Origin of the sequence: Streptomyces maremycinicus (genome assembly GCF_001184025.1) — a bacterium.
GTDB lineage: Bacteria > Actinomycetota > Actinomycetes > Streptomycetales > Streptomycetaceae > Streptomyces > Streptomyces maremycinicus.
The window spans coordinates 275,818-292,180 of the sequence record NZ_BBYG01000013.1 but is presented as its reverse complement, the minus strand read 5'-3'; the positions used below and the strand labels follow the sequence as shown (position 1 = coordinate 292,180).

Annotated in this window: 12 protein-coding genes; 6 read left to right on the top strand and 6 right to left on the bottom strand. The window is 71.9% G+C overall.

Features of this window, described 5'->3' with window-relative positions:
- The first annotated feature begins 140 nt into the window (after positions 1 to 140).
- On the top strand, positions 141 to 986 hold the full coding sequence (locus tag AOQ37_RS16960) for an LLM class F420-dependent oxidoreductase (RefSeq protein WP_062645366.1): 846 nt from the start codon (positions 141 to 143) through the stop codon (positions 984 to 986).
- Between the two features lie 62 nt (positions 987 to 1,048).
- Here the strand turns inward: AOQ37_RS16960 and AOQ37_RS16955 are convergent, their stop codons facing one another.
- Positions 1,049 to 1,762 carry a hypothetical protein gene (locus tag AOQ37_RS16955; RefSeq protein ID WP_062645365.1) on the bottom strand — a complete coding sequence of 238 codons (714 nt, stop codon included), beginning with the start codon at positions 1,760 to 1,762 and terminating at the stop codon, positions 1,049 to 1,051.
- Positions 1,763 to 1,942: 180 nt separating this feature from the next.
- Here AOQ37_RS16955 and AOQ37_RS16950 point away from each other — a divergent pair, with 180 nt between their 5' ends.
- Positions 1,943 to 4,546: a bifunctional FO biosynthesis protein CofGH gene (locus tag AOQ37_RS16950; RefSeq protein WP_062645364.1), complete on the top strand. Its 2,604-nt coding sequence runs from the start codon at positions 1,943 to 1,945 to the stop codon at positions 4,544 to 4,546.
- 151 nt (positions 4,547 to 4,697) lie between these two features.
- Positions 4,698 to 5,282 carry a L,D-transpeptidase gene (locus AOQ37_RS16945; RefSeq protein WP_062645363.1) on the top strand — a complete coding sequence of 195 codons (585 nt, stop codon included), beginning with the start codon at positions 4,698 to 4,700 and terminating at the stop codon, positions 5,280 to 5,282.
- A gap of 18 nt (positions 5,283 to 5,300) precedes the next feature.
- Here the strand turns inward: AOQ37_RS16945 and AOQ37_RS16940 are convergent, their stop codons facing one another.
- Entirely contained in the window at positions 5,301 to 5,825 is a 525-nt protein-coding gene (locus tag AOQ37_RS16940; RefSeq protein ID WP_062645587.1) for a DUF2165 domain-containing protein, read from the bottom strand.
- Between the two features lie 127 nt (positions 5,826 to 5,952).
- On the opposite strand from AOQ37_RS16940, the gene AOQ37_RS16935 reads away from it, so the two are divergent.
- Positions 5,953 to 7,071, top strand: coding sequence for an ADP-ribosylglycohydrolase family protein (locus tag AOQ37_RS16935; protein WP_062645362.1), 1,119 nt, complete (start codon positions 5,953 to 5,955; stop codon positions 7,069 to 7,071).
- Here AOQ37_RS16935 and AOQ37_RS16930 read toward each other — a convergent pair.
- Both AOQ37_RS16930 and AOQ37_RS16925 read right to left on the bottom strand, forming a co-directional pair.
- Positions 7,068 to 8,642: a sodium:solute symporter family protein gene (locus AOQ37_RS16930; protein WP_062645361.1), complete on the bottom strand. Its 1,575-nt coding sequence runs from the start codon at positions 8,640 to 8,642 to the stop codon at positions 7,068 to 7,070. The genes AOQ37_RS16935 and AOQ37_RS16930 overlap by 4 nt on opposite strands.
- A 138-nt stretch (positions 8,643 to 8,780) precedes the next feature.
- Positions 8,781 to 9,566, bottom strand: coding sequence for an SDR family oxidoreductase (locus AOQ37_RS16925; protein WP_062645360.1), 786 nt, complete (start codon positions 9,564 to 9,566; stop codon positions 8,781 to 8,783).
- Between the two features lie 76 nt (positions 9,567 to 9,642).
- Here AOQ37_RS16925 and AOQ37_RS16920 point away from each other — a divergent pair, with 76 nt between their 5' ends.
- Positions 9,643 to 10,506 (top strand): hypothetical protein, encoded by an 864-nt coding sequence (locus AOQ37_RS16920; protein ID WP_062645359.1) that lies wholly within the window; start codon positions 9,643 to 9,645, stop codon positions 10,504 to 10,506.
- Positions 10,507 to 10,532: 26 nt separating this feature from the next.
- Here the strand turns inward: AOQ37_RS16920 and AOQ37_RS16915 are convergent, their stop codons facing one another.
- Together AOQ37_RS16915 and AOQ37_RS16910 are read right to left on the bottom strand one after the other, a co-directional pair.
- Positions 10,533 to 12,509: a DUF8823 domain-containing protein gene (locus AOQ37_RS16915; RefSeq protein WP_062645358.1), complete on the bottom strand. Its 1,977-nt coding sequence runs from the start codon at positions 12,507 to 12,509 to the stop codon at positions 10,533 to 10,535.
- A 169-nt stretch (positions 12,510 to 12,678) separates the two neighbouring features.
- Entirely contained in the window at positions 12,679 to 15,210 is a 2,532-nt protein-coding gene (locus AOQ37_RS16910; RefSeq protein WP_078890218.1) for a D-alanyl-D-alanine carboxypeptidase, read from the bottom strand.
- A gap of 364 nt (positions 15,211 to 15,574) precedes the next feature.
- Between AOQ37_RS16910 and AOQ37_RS16905 the strand changes: the two genes are divergently transcribed.
- Positions 15,575 to 16,330 carry a GOLPH3/VPS74 family protein gene (locus tag AOQ37_RS16905; protein ID WP_028807190.1) on the top strand — a complete coding sequence of 252 codons (756 nt, stop codon included), beginning with the start codon at positions 15,575 to 15,577 and terminating at the stop codon, positions 16,328 to 16,330.
- The last annotated feature ends 33 nt before the right edge of the window (positions 16,331 to 16,363 follow it).

Below are 16,363 nucleotides of genomic sequence, written 5' to 3'. Positions count from 1 at the left end.
GGTGGCCGCTCGACACCCCCGGCGCGTTCGGAGCCGATGCCGACCAGTCGGTATGGACAGGGGACCGTCCCGCAGGTAGAGATGGGAACGTCACCCGCGACGACGCCGTCGACAGAGCCGTACACAGCGAAAGGCCCCCCATGCGCATCGCCGTCACGATCTTCCTCACCGACGAGACGATCACCCCCATCCGCCTCGCCCGTGAGCTGGAGCAGCGCGGCTTCGCCGGGCTCTACCTGCCCGAGCACACGCACATCCCCGTCGAGCGCACCAGCCCCTACCCCGCGGGCGGCGACCTGCCCCGCGAGTACGGCCGCACCCTCGATCCCTTCGTCGCCCTCGGCCAGGCCGCGGCGGTGACGGAGACCCTGGGCCTCGGCACCGGCATCACGCTCGTCGCCCAGCACGACCCGATCGACCTCGCCAAGCAGATCGCCACCGTCGACCACCTCTCGGGCGGCCGTCTCACCCTCGGCCTCGGCTACGGCTGGAACGTGGAGGAGGCCGCCGACCACGGCGTCGAGTGGCGCACCCGCCGCGAGCTGGTCCGGGACCGGATGCGGCTGATGCAGGCCCTGTGGGCGGAGGAACCCACGGCGTACGAGGGCGAGTACGGCAGCGTCCGCGCCAGCACGGCGTACCCCAAGCCGGTGCAGAAGCCGCGCGGGCCGGTCGTCGGCCCCCGCACCCTCATCGGCGGCGCCGCCGGGCCGAAGCTGTTCTCGCACATCAGTGAGTACGCCGACGGCTGGCTGCCGATCGGCGGCCGGGGCCTGTCCGAGGCGCTGCCCGTGCTGCGCGCGGCGTGGGCGGACGCGGGCCGCGAACCGGACGCCCTCCAGGTCGTGCCGTACGCCGTCCACCCGTCCCCCGGAAAGCTCGCGTACTACGCCGGACTGGGCATCGAGGAGGTCGTGGTGCAACTGCCGCCGGTGGGCGAGGCCGAGGCGCTGGGCCTGCTCGACGGGTACACGCCGTACCTCTAGGCCCGATCGCCGTACCCCCGGGCCCGGTCCCGCTGAGCCCGGTCCCTCTGAGCCCGGTCCCGCTAGGAGCCCTTCTTCGCCGAGGGCCCGAAGGCGGGCGGCCACAGCCGCTCCCCGGCGGGCTGGTCGTCGCCCTGGCGCCAGTCCGGGTCCACGGCGCAGGGCGTGGAGGCGCCGCCGGTGAAGTAGTCGCGGTCCGCGAACCACTGGAAGGACACGCGCTCGTCGCCGTCCGAGCGGGAGGCGTAGAGCTCCCAGTAGTCGCCGGAGACGTTCTCCCGGTACGAGGTGATGTCCCACCCGGTGTCCTCGAGATGGTCGCGCAGCCGGCGCAGGCCGGGGACCGCCCGCTCGGCGGGGACGTGGTCGAGCGCCCAGCTGTGACTGATGCTGAAGGCGCCGTCCACGGCCTCGTCGGTCAGGCCGCCCCGGCGGCAGTAGTTCGCGCCGACCGTGTTCTCGCTGGAGACCCCGATCTTCTCGACGCCGGGCCTGATGGTGCGGGTGAACCCGAGGACGTCGTACGCCTCGCGGGAACGGTCGACGGCGCGGTTCACCATCTCCTCGGGAGCTGCGCGCGGGAAGTCCGAGGCGTCCTTCGTCACCACGGCGATCCACGCGACGAAGGCGAGGACGAGGACCAGCGGTACGGCGACCAGCACCGCGCAGCCGATCCCGAGGGACCGCGCGGTCGAGCGGCGGGGCGGGACGGGGACGGGTGCGGGTGCGGGTGTGGGGGCGGCGGCGTCGGTGTCGGTGTCGGTCTTCTCGGGCATGCGGCGACCGTAGATCGGCCGGGGTGCGCGGGGCATCGGTACGGCCGCGCACGGGGGATGGGTACGCGTACTCAGAGTCCGCGGACCGGCGTCCGGGCCGGCGCCCCGCGCACCCCGGCCGATGCCGCCCGGGGCCCCGGTCCGCCCCGGGCCCGGAAAACGTGATCGTATGCTCGAAGGATGACGACTTCCGCGACCTCCGGAACCGGCCCCGGTCCGACCTCCGGCCCCACCGAGAACTCCATGCGTCGCGCTCTCAAACGGGCCCGGGACGGCGTCGCCCTGGACGTCGGCGAGGCGGCGGTGCTGCTCCAGGCCAGGGGTGCGGCGCTGGCGGACCTGACCGCCTCGGCCGCCCGGGTGCGGGACGCCGGTCTGGCGGCGGCCGGCCGGCCCGGTGTCATCACGTACTCGAAGAGTGTCTTCGTCCCGCTGACCCGGCTGTGCCGGGACAAGTGCCACTACTGCACGTTCGTCACCGTCCCCGGCAAGCTCCGCCGCGCCGGACACGGGATGTTCATGTCCCCCGACGAGGTGCTGGACATCGCCCGTCGTGGTGCCGCCCTCGGCTGCAAGGAAGCCCTCATCACCCTCGGCGACAAGCCGGAGGACCGCTGGCCGGAAGCGCGCGAGTGGCTCGACGCGCACGGCTACGACGACACGATCGCCTACGTCCGCGCGATCTCGATCCGCATCCTGGAGGAGACGGGGCTGCTGCCGCACCTCAACCCGGGTGTCATGTCGTGGACGGACTTCCAGCGTCTGAAGCCGGTCGCGCCGAGCATGGGCATGATGCTGGAGACGACCGCCACCCGGCTGTGGTCCGAGCCCGGCGGCCCGCACCACGGTTCCCCGGACAAGGAGCCTGCCGTCCGGCTGCGCGTCCTGGAGGACGCCGGCCGTTCCTCCGTCCCCTTCACCTCCGGACTGCTGATCGGGATCGGCGAGACGTTCGAGGAGCGGGCCGAGTCGCTGTTCGCGCTGCGCAAGGTCTCCCGCGCCTACCACGGCGTCCAGGAACTGATCATCCAGAACTTCCGTGCCAAGCCCGACACCGCGATGCGGGGCATGCCGGACGCGGAACTCGACGAGCTGGTCGCGACGGTGGCGGTGGCCCGGCACATCATGGGCCCGGCCGCCAATCTCCAGGCCCCGCCGAACCTCGTCGACAGCGAGTACGAGCGGCTGATCGGGGCGGGCGTCGACGACTGGGGCGGGGTGTCCCCGCTGACCATCGACCACGTGAACCCGGAGCGTCCCTGGCCGCAGATCGACGAACTCGCCGAGAGGTCGGCGGCGGCCGGTTTCGAGCTGCGGGAACGTCTTTGCGTGTACCCGGAGTTCGTGCGCCGCGGCGAGCCCTGGCTCGACCCGCGGCTGCTGCCGCACGTGCGCGCGCTGGCCGACCCGGAGACGGGACTCGCCGTGCCGGACGCGGTCGTCGAGGGCCGTCCCTGGCAGGAGCCGGAGGAGGTGTTCGTGCCGTCCGGCCGTACCGACCTGCACCGCACCATCGACACCGACGGCCGGACCTCCGACCGCCGTGACGACTTCGACGAGGTGTACGGCGACTGGGGCGCGCTGCGCGAGGCGGCCGCCCCCGGCATGGTCCCGGAGCGCATCGACACGGATGTGCGCCAGGCCCTCGCGACGGCGGCCGACGACCCGACGAAGCTCACCGACGACGAGGCCCTCGCCCTGCTCCACGCGGACGGCCCGGCCCTGGACGCGCTGTGCCGCGTCGCGGACGACGTCCGCCGCTCGGCCGTCGGTGACGACGTCACGTACATCGTCACGCGGAACATCAACTTCACCAACGTCTGCTACACCGGCTGCCGTTTCTGCGCCTTCGCGCAGCGCCGCACCGACGCCGACGCGTACACGCTCTCCCTGGACCAGGTCGCCGACCGCGCCCAGCAGGCCTGGGACCTGGGCGCGGTGGAGGTGTGCATGCAGGGCGGCATCCATCCGGACCTGCCCGGCACCGCCTACTTCGACATCGCGAAGGCGGTGAAGGAGCGCGTCCCCGGCATGCACGTGCACGCCTTCTCGCCGATGGAGGTGGTCAACGGCGCGACCCGTACCGGCCTGTCGATCCGCGAGTGGCTGACGGCGGCGAAGGAAGCGGGCCTGGACTCCATCCCCGGCACGGCGGCGGAGATCCTGGACGACGAGGTCCGCTGGGTGCTGACCAAGGGCAAGCTGCCCGCCGCGACCTGGATCGAGGTCGTCACGACGGCGCACGAGCTCGGGATCCGGTCGTCCTCGACGATGATGTACGGCCATGTCGACCAGCCCCGGCACTGGCTGGGCCACCTGCGGACGCTGGCCGGTATCCAGCAGCGCACCGGCGGCTTCACGGAGTTCGTCACCCTCCCGTTCATCCACACCAACGCGCCGGTGTACCTGGCGGGCATCTCCCGCCCCGGCCCGACCATGCGGGACAACCGGGCGGTCACGGCGATGGCCCGGCTGCTGCTGCACCCGTACATTCCCAACATCCAGACGAGCTGGGTCAAGCTGGGCGGCGAGGGTGCGGCCGAGATGCTCCGCTCGGGAGCCAACGACCTCGGCGGGACCTTGATGGAGGAGACCATCTCCCGTATGGCGGGCTCGTCGTACGGCTCCTACAAGTCGGTCAAGGACCTGATCGCGGTGGCGGAGGCGGCGGGCCGCCCGGCCAGGCCGCGGACGACGCTGTACGGCGAGGTGCCGGAGGAACGGCGGCGGGCGGCCTCGGCGTCGGACGGGCATCTGCCGGACCTGCTGCCGGTGCTGGACTGAGCGACCCGTCGGCGACCGCTCAGCGACCTCTCAGGGTCCGCTCCGGGATCACTCCGGGATCACTCCGGGACCACTCAGGGATCGGGGAGCGGGCCCCTCGCAGTACGATGATCGGGCCCCGACCGGAGGGGTCCCGTAGCTGAGGAGATGCGTGCCCGTGCCTGCCCGACGGCTTCCCTCCTGGGTTTGGGTCACCGGACTCACGGCCGGCGCGATCGCCGCGGTCGTCTTCCTGACGGCGCAGGCCGAGCAGGGCCCGCACCCGACGGCGTCGGCGGCGAAGCCGAGCGCCTCGGCGTCGGCCGGCGCGCCGCCCTCGGCCTCGCCGAAACCGTCGGCCACCCCCAAGACGGCCGAGGTGCCCGGCAGTTCGGGCACCGGCCGGCGGATCGTCTACTCGCTGGGGCAGCACCGGGTCTGGCTGGTCGACGCGGACGACACCGCCCGCCGCACCTTCACGGTCTGGCCCGGCACGGTCGACCCGGCCGTCGGCAGCTTCACGGTCTCGCTCCGCAAGGACGCCACCACGGGCTCCGACGGCGTGGCGATCGAGCACATCGTGTACTTCTCCGCCACCTCGGGCGTCAACATCGCCTTCTCCAACGCAGTCGACGGCTCCTCGCCGCCCCCGGCAGCCGCCGGTACGCAGACCGGCGGCATCCGGATGGCGAAGGCGGACGGGACGGCGCTCTGGGCGTTCGGCGAGACGGGGACGAAGGTCAGGGTCGTCGAATAGGGCCCGCGGCCGGGGGCGTCACGCCCGCTCGTCCGGCGCCTGTCCGGCCGGCAACTGGTCGACGATCAGCACGACCCCGGCGAACAGGAACGCCCGGGTCGCCGCGTCGAGCCCGTTCCAGGTGTCCGACTGCCACATCGAGAACCACTCCCCGCCGATCGCGATGAACCCGGCGCCGAACAGCAGCATCACCATGACCAGCCCGTACGTGGACAGCACCCGGCCGCGTATGAGGTCGCGCCGCGCCCAGAACCACGTCCCGGCGGCCAGCACCACCCCGGCGACGGTCTCCCACGCGATGATCGCGACGTAGGCGGTGTCCTGGAGCCCCTTGCTCGTCACCGCCCGCCACATCACGTCGTCGTCCTTGAACGTCGTGTCCATCGCCAGCACATGACGCACGAACTGCTGGTTCGTGCCGAAGTCGGTGATGTTCCCGAAGGCGACGAGAAGCATGTAGAGCGCGACCGTCCCGGTGAGGAGGGTGGCGGTGAGCGGAAGCACGCGTGACGCGTGAGGGATACGTGTGGTGGGGGTGGTCATGCCGGTGTCCTTACCCCACCAGGTCTTCATCACCCCTCCACCGGACAGCCCGTGCACAGGGCCGGAACGGAGCCCTGTTCGATTACAGTGACGGACGTCGTATGTACGCACGGTGCGGGAGGGCTGGGTGGGTGCGACTGCCGGGCCGGTCTGGGGCCGTGCCGAACAGCAGGACTTCCGCAGCCGGGTGCGGGGCACGCTGCTGGGCGCGGCCGTCGGGGACGCCCTCGGGGCGCCCGTCGACGGGCTCGGCATCGAGGAGATCCGGCAGGCGCACGGACCCGAGGGGGTCGTGGACCTGGCCCCCGCCCACGGGCGGCGCGGCGCGGTCACGCACCTCACCCAGCTGACCCTGTTCACCGTGGACGGTCTGATCCGCGCCCAGGTGCGGCGGGACACCGGCGCCTGGCATCCGCCGACCGACCTGCACCGGGCGTATCTGCGCTGGGCGGCCACCCAGCGCGACTGGGGGCCCGACCTGCGCCGCAAGGACGACGGCTGGCTGGCCCGCGAGGAGTGGCTGTACGCCCGGCGCGGTCCGACCCGGACGCTGCTGCTCGGGCTCGGCGACGAGGTCATGGGCACCCTGGACTCGCCCAAGAGCCCCGACGCGGCCGGGCCCGAGGTGGTTCCCCGTTCGGTGCCCTTCGGACTGCTCGTCGGCTGGGAGCCGCAACTCGTCGCCCAGCTCGCCGTCGAGTGCGCCACGCAGACCCACGGGCACCCCACCGCCTGTCTCTCGGCGGCCGCCTACGCCGTCACCGTGCACGCGCTGGCCCGCGGTGAGAGCCTCGACGGCGCGGTGCAGCGGGCGCTCGCCCTGCTGGCCGGACGGCCGGGGCACGAGGCCGTCTCCGAGGCGCTGCGGCACGCGCTGGGCGCCGTACGGCAGGGGCTGCCGGGGCCGTCGAGGGTGGAGGGGCTCGCGGGGGCGGGGACCGCGGAGGCCGTGCTGTCGGGTGCCGTCTACTGCGCGCTCGTCGCCGAGGACGTCCGGCACGGGCTGCGGCTCGCGGTGAACCACGGCGCGCCCTCGGGGCCGACCGCCGCGCTCGCCGGCGGCCTGCTCGGCGCCCTGCACGGCGAGACGGCCCTCCCGCCGGCCTGGCTGGCCGAGCTGGAGGGCCGTCCCACGATCCTGGAACTGGCCGACGACTTCGCCATGGAGATGACCCAGGGGCCGGCCCTGCACGGCCCCGCGGGAGCCTCGCCGGGGTGGACGGCCAGGTATCCCAGGGGGAGTTAGTCCGTCACCGCGGTGGGGACCTCGTCCTTGCCCTGGGGCCGCGGGATCCGCGCGGCGCCGGACGCGCCGCCGTCCCCGTCCGTGTTGATCCGCTCGATGATCGCGAGCCGCTCCGGGGTGTCCTCGGGCTTGACGAACCCGATGAGGACGTAGAGGACCAGCGACACGGCCAGCGGGATCGACACCTGGTACTGGAGCGGCACTCCGCCGTCGACGTTCCAGTTGATCGGGTAGTTGACCAGCCAGAAGGCGAACAGACCCATCGACCAGCTGGTGAGCGCGGCCGTCGGACCGGAGCGGCGGAACGGGCGCAGCAGGCCCAGCATCATCGGGATCGCCATCGGGCCCATCAGTCCGGCCACCCACTTGATGACGACCGTGATGATGTCCTTGAAGGCGGGGGAGTTGACCTGGGTGGCCGCCGCCATCGACAGCCCGAGGAAGACGACGGTCGCCACCCGCGCCGCGATCAGCCCCGACCGCTGGTTCCACTCCCGCGCCCTGGCCCAGATCACCGGTGCGCAGTCCCGGGTGAAGACGGCGGCGATCGCGTTCGCGTCGGACGAGCACATCGCCATGGTGTGGGAGAAGAAGCCGACGATGACGAGACCCAACAGGCCGTGCGGGAGCAGCTGTTCGGTCATCAGGGCGTAGGAGTCGGAGCCGTCCGGCTTGTTCGACGTCACCAGCAGCGGTGACATCCACATCGGGAAGAACAGCACCAGCGGCCAGACCAGCCACAGCACCGCCGACAGCCGCGCCGACCGCTCGGCCTCCTTGGGGGTGGCCGTGGCCATGTACCGCTGGGCCTGGTTGAGCATGCCGCCGTTGTACTCGAACAGCTTGATGAACAGGAACGCGAGCAGGAACACCGTCCCGTACTGGGCGACCAGGGGCTTGTCGTGGCCCTGGAGCGCCGGCTGGTCCCAGGCGTCCAGGAAGCCGATGCCCTTGTCGTTCAGCTTGAGCACGACGGCGACGAACATCGCCACACCGGCCAGCAACTGGATGACGAACTGGCCCAGTTCGGTCAGCGCGTCCGCCCACAGCCCGCCGATCGTGCAGTAGACGGCGGTGATCGCGCCGGTGATGAGGATGCCCTGGTTGAGGGAGATCCCGGTGAAGACGGACAGCAGGGTCGCGATGGCGGCCCACTTGGCGCCGACGTCCACGATCTTCAGGAGCATCCCCGACCAGGCCAGCGCCTGCTGGGTCTTGAGGTCGTAGCGGTTCTTCAGGTACTCCAGCGGCGAGGCCACCTGGAGCCGCGACCGCAGGCGGTTGATGCGCGGCGCGAACAGCTTCGAGCCGATGGCGATACCGAGCGCGATGGGGAAGGACCAGGTGACGAACGAGGTGACGCCGTAGGTGTAGGCGATGCCCGCGTACCCGGTGAACATCACCGCGCTGTAGCCCGACATGTGGTGCGAGATGCCGGACAGCCACCAGGGCATCCTGCCGCCGGCGGTGAAGAAGTCGCTCACGTTGTCGACGCGTTTGTGCGACCAGACGCCGATCGCGACCATCACGCCGAAATAGCCGATGAGCACGGCCCAGTCGAGACCGTTCATGTGCGCCCTCCCAGGGTTCAGACCGGCGTTCAGCCCGGCGCTCATCGTGGGCGCTGCCGCGTGAACACGACAAGTAACCGTAAGGTCAAAGGGAGGTAAAGGTATTCGGTATGGTGGTCCGCGTTCAGCTATGTGAACTCATCGCATCAGCTCCCCGGCGTTGACCAGCAACGACTGTCCCGTGATCGCCCGCGCCCGGTCCGACGCCAGGAACACCGCCGCCTCCGCCACATCCCCGTCCGTCGCCAGCTCGGGCAACGCCATCCGCCCGGTGAGCCGCCCCAGCACCTCCTCCTGCGGCACCCCTTCCGTCTGCGCGGTGAACTGGACGTAGGCCTGCACCGGCGGCCCCCACATCCACCCCGGCAGCACGGTGTTGACCCGGATCCGGTGCGGCCCCCACTCCCGCGCGAGCGAGTACATGGCGCTGGTCAGCGCGCCCTTGGAAGCCGCGTACGCCGCCTGCCGCACCTGGGAGGGGGCCGCCACGGCGGACTGCGTCCCGATGAACACCACCGACCCGCCCCGCGCCCGCAGCCCGGCCAGGCACGCCCGCGTCATCCGCAGCGACCCCAGCAGGTTGACGTCGATCACCGACTGCCAGGTGGCGAAGTCGGCCTCCTCGACACCGCCGAAGAAGGAGTCCCAGGCCGCCACGTTCACCACGGCGTCGATCCCCCCGAACCGCTCCCGCGCCAGCTCCGCGAGCGCCTCGCAGCTCCCCTCGTCGGTGATGTCGGTGACCCGGTACGCGGTACGCGCCCCTCCGGGGTCGATACCGGCCGCGCTCTTCGCGAGATTCGCCTCGGTCCGCGCCCCCAGCACGGCGTTCCCGCCGTCCCGGACGACCGCGGCGGCGACCTGGTGACCGAGCCCGGCGCCGACTCCCGAGACGACGACGGTCTTGCCGGTGAGCAGTGACATCGGGACCCCCAGGCCTCTGGCGCATTATCTGACGGAGCGTCAGAGTATGGGCCAGTCGCCGAGGATGGGGAAGAGCATGAGCGAGGACACGCACCGCGACCCGCACCACGACACACACAGCGAGACCTACGCCGAACTGGCGGCCGTCGGCCCCTACGGGGTGCGCCCCGGCCACGCCCTGATCACCATGGTCGAACCGCACCCCGGCCACGAGTACGCCTACAACCGCTGGTACGAGGACGACCACTACTACGCCGGCGCGATGGCGATGCCCTGGATGTACGCGGGCCGCAGGTGGGTGGCGACCCGCGACCTCCAGCTCCTGCGCCACCCGGAGAAGTCCGCGATCGCCCAGCCGGTCACCGCCGGCTGCTACCTCTCCACCTACTGGATCACCGACGGCCGCTACGACGACCACATGCGGTGGACGGTCGCCATCAACCAGCGCCTCAACCGGGACGCCCGCGTCTACCGGGACCGCACCCACGTCTTCACGGCGTTCCAGGACCACGAGGCGACCGTCTACCGGGACGGCGCCGCCGGTCCCCGGGACTTCCACGCCCTGGACCACCCGTACGCGGGCCTGGTGCTCGAGGTGATCGACGCCGACTCGGCGCAGCAGCGCGCCGAACTCCTGGAGTGGCTGCGCGCCCGCCATCTCCCCCGGCGGCTGGCGGGCTCCCCGACGGCCATGGTCACCGTCTTCCGCCCCACCCCGCTCCCGGGCGACCGCATGACCTACGTCAAGCAGGTCGAGGGCGTCGACACCCGCCTGACCCTCCTGTGGTTCCTGGAGACGGACCCGAGGGACTGCTGGGAGGAGCACTTCACCGGCCTGGCGGAAGCGGTGGGGGAGAAGGGCCTCGGGAGGGTGGAGCTGCTGGCCCCCTTCGTCCCGACGGTCCCGGGCACGGACCGCTACGTGACCGACCTGCGCTGATCACCCGCGGCCGCGGACGCCGACGCTCACTTCAACTCGTCCGGACACGGCGTGCCCCGCGGCAGCTGGTAGGGCGCGGCCAGCCGGTACACCCCGGCCCGCGGAGCGAGCAGCACCGTCCACTTGTCACCCTCCGCGTCCTCCTCCGTCTCGAACAGGCACCCGTCGACGTTGTCGTACGTCTTCGGCTCCCCCTCGGCCCGGTCCTTGGACGCGTCCGTCTCCTGCGGCGGCTTCAGGCTCTTGCCCTCCGCGTCGACGACGCTCAGCCACGGCGAGTACGGGATCCGGATCAGGATCCGCCCCGCCTTCTTCACGTCGATCGTCATCTCGTCCTGCTTGGCGCGCTGCACCACCGCGTTCGGCTCGGCGAGCGAGGCGGGGTCGGTGACCTTGAACAGCTGCCAGTTGGCGTCGCCCCAGATCTGCGTCAGATACGGCAGCCCGCGCTGCACCAGCTCCCGCTCCCGCTCGCCGCCGTCCCCGTCCAGCGCCTCCTTCGGCACGACGACGAAGTGCACGGCCCACCGCTGGAGCCACTCGTGGTAGTTCGCCGAGTTGAGGGTGTCGTCGTAGAAGAGGGGGTTGCGCTCCATGTCGGCCTGGCGGTTCCAGCCCCGGGCGAGGTTGACGTACGGCGCGAGCGCGGACGCCTCGCGGTGCGAGCGGGCCGGCACGACCTCCACCCGCCCCTGCTCCGCGCCGATCTCCTGGAGCTCGTTGACGAGCGGCGCCAGCTCACGCGCCCAGGAGGCCGCCGGGGTCGTCCGCAGGACATCGTCGACCGACTTGAAGCCGATCCAGCCCACGAACCCGAGGAACGCCACGACGATCACGTACCACTTGCGGCTGCGCGGCACGGCGAACGGCAGCGCCGCCATCAGCACCACGCCCGTGAACAGCATCGCCAGACGCGTGATGTTGGACCCGATCTGCGAGCTGATCAGCCACACCATCAGGACCCCGAGCCCGTACACGGCCGACGTGATCCGTACCGTCTTCCAGTCGCGCGGGACGACCGCGAAGACGACCACCGCGGACATCAGCGGCAGGGAGGCCGAGCCGAAGGACATCGGCTGGGTGCCGGAGAACGGGAAGAGCCAGGCGGACAGGGCGACCACGGCCGTCGGCGCGAGCCCCAGGGCCCACGCGCCCGGCCGCCGCTTCTGGAGGAACAGCGCGGCGGCGACGAGCCCCACGAAAAGCCCCGCCACCGGCGATCCCATCGTGGCGAGCGCGGCGAGCGGGGCGGCGCACAGCGCCTTCGCCCACCGTTTGTAGCGCCAGCGGTACGGCCAGCAGAACACGACGGCGACCGCGCCCAGCGCGAACATGTTGCCCAGTCCGAACGTGACGCGCCCGGAAGCCGCGTTGCACAGCAGGGCGAAGACCCCGGCCAGCGCCGGCCACAGCGGGTTCTTCACCGGCCGGCAGCGCAGCAGGATCAGGGTGAGCAGCCCCGCCGAGATCGTGCCGGCGATCATCATCGTCGTCCGGACGCCGAGCAGGGACATCAGGTACGGCGACACCATGCTGTACGACACCGGGTGCATGCCGCCGTACCAGGCGAGGTTGTACGCGGAGTCGGGGTGTCGGCCGACGAACTCGGCCCAGGCGTCCTGCGCCGCGAGGTCGCCACCACTGTTCGCGAACGTGAAGAACCAGACGAGGTGCAGAACGCCGGACAGGGCCGTCATGGCCAGCACCGGGTGGCGTCGCAGCCGGTCGCCCAGCCGGTCGAACGCGGCTCTCGCCCGGGACGGCTCCCGGGCGGGGCCCGCACCGGCCGTACGGCCGTCGGCGCGACCCGCCGCGCGGTCGTCCGCCGTCTCGTGGTCCGGGACGTGGTCCCGCTCGAGCTCTACCATCGCGCCGTCGTCGGCACGGTCGCCGAGGCCGTCACGGTCGTGGTCGCCCGACTGGGGGGCGGGCACCCTGGGTCGCGGGCCGGCGTCCGGGCCCGGACCGGTGTCGTCGGCGCGTGTCGGCTCCGCAGTGGCCACCTGAAGGCACTCCCCGTGTCCCGTCTTCTGCTCTCGGCCGCATGCCGTTCGCGTCCGCTTCACGGCTGCGTCCTTGCGACCGGCGACCTGTCCCGTTTCGTGACGCTAGCACGCACCCCGCCGGGCGGCTGCCCGACGGGGTGCGTAGGCGTACGAGCGGGGCCGCGGGTCAGCCGATGCGCGTCAGCTTGTCCGAGAAGCCCGGCTCGGCCAGGTCCGTCTGGAGTGCGACCGGCACCTTCACGGCGCCGCTGGTGCCGTCCCCGACGGTGAGCGTGCCCACCTGGGTGCCGGCCTTCGCCGTGTGCGGCACCTCGCCGGCGGTGAACGACAGCTTCACCGTCATGCCCGGCCAGCCGACCGCGGAGACGTCCTTGGTGATGACGACGGGCGTGTGACCGCCCAGCTTGTCGTCCACGTAGCCGACGACGTCGCCCTTCTTCAGGATCTTCGCCGAGGTGACCGCCTCCTCGGCGGCGAGCAGCGCGGTCTTGCTGACCGCGTTGACCGTTTCGAGGATCTTCGGCTTGTGCTGGCCGAGGACCGCGCCGACGAGGGTCACCGTCTGCCCGTTCACCTCCTTGCGGGAGGCGAAGAGCAGGTTGCCGCCGGCCGCCGTGGTGCTGCCGGTCTTGATGCCGATCGCGCCGATGTCGTACGGCAGCTCGTTGTAGTTGTTCCAGTACTTGCCGGACGGGTCGGTCCAGCTGGCCGCGCTGGAGATGGACACCAGCGCCGGGACCTTCACGAACGCGCGGCCGAGCTTCACCTGGTCCTCGGCGGTGGAGACGGTGGTCTCCTTCAGGCCCGAGGGGTCGGTGTACGTCGTGTTCGTCATCCCCAGTTCCTCGGCGGTGGCGTTCATCTTCTTCACGAACGCCGCCTCCGTGCCCGCGTCCCAGCGCGCGAGCAGCCGCGCGATGTTGTTGGCGGAGGGGATCAGGACGGCCGACAGGGCCTGCTTCTCGGTGAGCCTGTCGCCGGCCTTGACGGTGTTGAGCGTCGACTCGTCGCCGGAGACGTCGTAGCCGCCCTCCTTCTCCGCCGTCGCGTCGACCTCGATCTCCGGACCTTCCTCCCCGGACTTCATCGGGTGGTCCTTGAGGATGATGTACGCCGTCATCGTCTTGGCGACCGAACCGATGGCGACGGGGGTCTGCTTGCCGAAGCTGCCCATCGTGCCGACACCGTCGGCGTCCATCCAGCCCTGCCCCTCACCCGGCCAGGGCAGCTGTGTCTTACCGCCCTCGAAGGTGTACGAGTCCTTCGCGGTGAGCGTCAGACCGGTCGCCGGCAGCGGTCGTACGGCCTGCGCGATCGCAAACGCGACCAGCAGCAGGACGACCAGCGGCGTCCAGATCTTGAGCCGCCGCCCGAGGGTGCGCAGCGGGGTCGGCGGGGGCGGCGGGGTGTTCGTCAGCTCGGCCAGCAGGTCCAGCGGGGGCTTCGGCGGCAGTGGCTGCTGGGTGGTGCGCTCGGGTCCGACCTGCGGGACGAAGGCGGTGACGTCGGCGGGCTTCGGCGCGCGGGGCTCGTCGAGCGGCTTGAGCGCGACGAACTTGCTGGTCCGCTCGGCGGGAGCCTCCGGCGCGGCCTTGGCGGCGGCCTTGTCTTCGGCCTTTTCGTCGGCTTTGTCGTCGGCCTTCGGACCGGCCGCGGCCGGCCCGGGCTTGGTGGCGCCGCCCAGCTTCAGCATGGTGGTCGGCTGGTCGACGGCGGGCTTGGGCCGGGGGGCCTTGAAGACGGCGGTGGGCTGGTCGACGGGGGAGTGGTCGGGCTTGCCGGTGTCGGTGTCGGTGTCGGTGTCCGCTGCGGCGGCCCGGGCCCGGCCGGCCTCGCCGTCCTCGGCGGCTTCCTCGTCGGAGTCCGAGGAACCCGAGGCGTCCGTGGTGTCCGAGGCGTCCGTGGTGTCCGAAGAGCCCGACGCCCACTTCGGGGCGGGCTTGGCGGCGGATCTGGGCGCGGATCCGGCCTCGGTCTCCGGCTCGGCGTCGGCAGGCTCGTCGGGGGCCTGGTCGGCGGGCTCGTCGGCCGTCCCGGCTTCCTCGGCGTCGCTCGCGGAACGTTCCTCCGCGTCGGCGGCGGCACCCTCGTCCGAGATGTCCCCCTTCGGGGCGTCCTCGTCCGAAGTGTCCCCGTCCGAGGAGGTCTTGTCCGCGGAGGTCTTGTCGTCGGCCGAGGCCACCCACTGGGCCACGGCCTCGCGCAGGCGCTCGTCGCTGCCCTCGGGGGCCCCGGCGGTCCCGGAGCCGCTCCCGGCCGCCCCGGCGCCCTCGGAGCCCTTCTGTGCGCCCCCGGAGCCGCTCTCGGCGTCCTCGGCGTCCTCGGCGGCCTCGGCGCCGGTGGAGCCGTTCCCGGCGGCCGGACGGCTGTTCCCGGCCTCCGCGGACTCCGTGGCGCCCTCGGTGTCCGTTGTGTCCTGGGTGTCCGTGGCGTCCTCGGCGTTCGCGGTGTCCGTCCCGGTACCGGCCGGCTCGGCGTCCTCGGCCTCAGGAGCGTCCTCGGAGGGCCCGCCCGCCGTGGCCCCGTCGCCGTCCGCCGTCGCCGTGGGCTCCTCGCCCTCGTCGGCGTCCTCGGGCTTCTCGGCGTCCTCGGGCTGTTCCGACTCCGCGGTCTTCAGGTCCCGTACCGAGAACACCCGCGTCGCCGTGTCCACGCCGCCCCGTGACGCTGACGGCTCGGCCTCCCGCGCCACGGCCATCCGCGGATCGCGGACGTCGCGGGAATCGCGAGGCTCACGCGCCTCGGGAACCGTGCTCGCGCTCCCCGACGTCGGTTCTGCCGACGACTCGCGCTGCTTCGACCTGTCGGGGGACTCGCCCGCCACCGATGCCTCCTCCATGTGCCGCACGCCCACCGCGCGCTCGTGCCGAACCGTGAACCGCCCGTCCGGACACGCCTCACCGCGTGTCCGAACCATGTACCAGTGTCCTGTGTAGAGGGCTTGGCTCCTGCGGTAGACGAGAACGACATACCTACTGGTTCCACTACAAACAGGTCACGCACCCTCGACAGACCAATGTGAGAGGGGTCACCCTGTCATTCATCCACGCGGGGAGGCATGGATGGGCAGGAGCCGCAGAACAATTCCGGAAGAGCTTTTGTTGCTGGCGCTGGACCCGACCACGGGTACCACCGCACAGCCGCAGTCGCTCGACCTCGGTCTGGCCGGAGCACAGCTAGTGGAGCTGGCGCTGGCCGGACGGATAGCCCCTGACGGGGATCGTATCGCCGTGGTGTCCCCACGGCCGACTGGAGACCCAACGCTGGACTGCGCGTTGGAGTTGCTGCGAAGGCGTGGCGCTCCTGTACGGGCCGTCCATTGGATCGGCGGGCCGCGTCTCGGGCTACGCCAGACCTACCTCTCGCATCTGGAGCGGTGCGGCATGGTTCATGCCGTGGCGGGACAGATGTGCGGAGTGCTTCCGACGACTCGCTACCAGGCGACGGACACCGACATCAGCCGGGAGATCAAGGCCCGGCTGGACTCCGCGATCCGCACCGGCGTACCGCCGGACCCGCGGACCGCGGCGCTCGCCGCACTGGCGCACGCGGTCGGTCTCGGCAAGCACCTGTACCCGGGCAACGAGGGACGTTCGTCCCGCTCCCGGCTGCGGGATCTGATCAGGCACGACCCGATGGGCGGCCTCGTGGCGCACGCCGTGATGGACGTCCAGAACGGCGCGGTGGCACAGCCGCGCCGCAACCAGGCACCACCCGGCCGGCAGGCCGGACCCGGTGCCAGGCCCGCTCCGGAACCCGCCCGTGGAGTTCCGGCGCAGCCGCACCGCGGTCCCATGGCGCGTGTCGTGGCTCACTGAGCCGCAGTTCCCACGACACCGCGCCGGCAGGGC

Bases quoted from the DNA above. Each gene is read 5' to 3' on its own strand.
- AOQ37_RS16950 (WP_062645364.1), top strand. From the start codon at position 1,943: ATGACGACTTCCGCGACCTCCGGAACCGGCCCCGGTCCGACCTCCGGC.
- AOQ37_RS16905 (WP_028807190.1), top strand. From the start codon at position 15,575: ATGGGCAGGAGCCGCAGAACAATTCCGGAAGAGCTTTTGTTGCTGGCG.
- AOQ37_RS16955 (WP_062645365.1), bottom strand. From the start codon at position 1,762: ATGCCCGAGAAGACCGACACCGACACCGACGCCGCCGCCCCCACACCC.
- AOQ37_RS16930 (WP_062645361.1), bottom strand. From the start codon at position 8,642: ATGAACGGTCTCGACTGGGCCGTGCTCATCGGCTATTTCGGCGTGATG.
- AOQ37_RS16940 (WP_062645587.1), bottom strand. From the start codon at position 5,825: ATGACCACCCCCACCACACGTATCCCTCACGCGTCACGCGTGCTTCCG.
- AOQ37_RS16960 (WP_062645366.1), top strand. From the start codon at position 141: ATGCGCATCGCCGTCACGATCTTCCTCACCGACGAGACGATCACCCCC.
- AOQ37_RS16910 (WP_078890218.1), bottom strand. From the start codon at position 15,210: ATGGCCGTGGCGCGGGAGGCCGAGCCGTCAGCGTCACGGGGCGGCGTG.
- AOQ37_RS16920 (WP_062645359.1), top strand. From the start codon at position 9,643: ATGAGCGAGGACACGCACCGCGACCCGCACCACGACACACACAGCGAG.
- AOQ37_RS16925 (WP_062645360.1), bottom strand. From the start codon at position 9,566: ATGTCACTGCTCACCGGCAAGACCGTCGTCGTCTCGGGAGTCGGCGCC.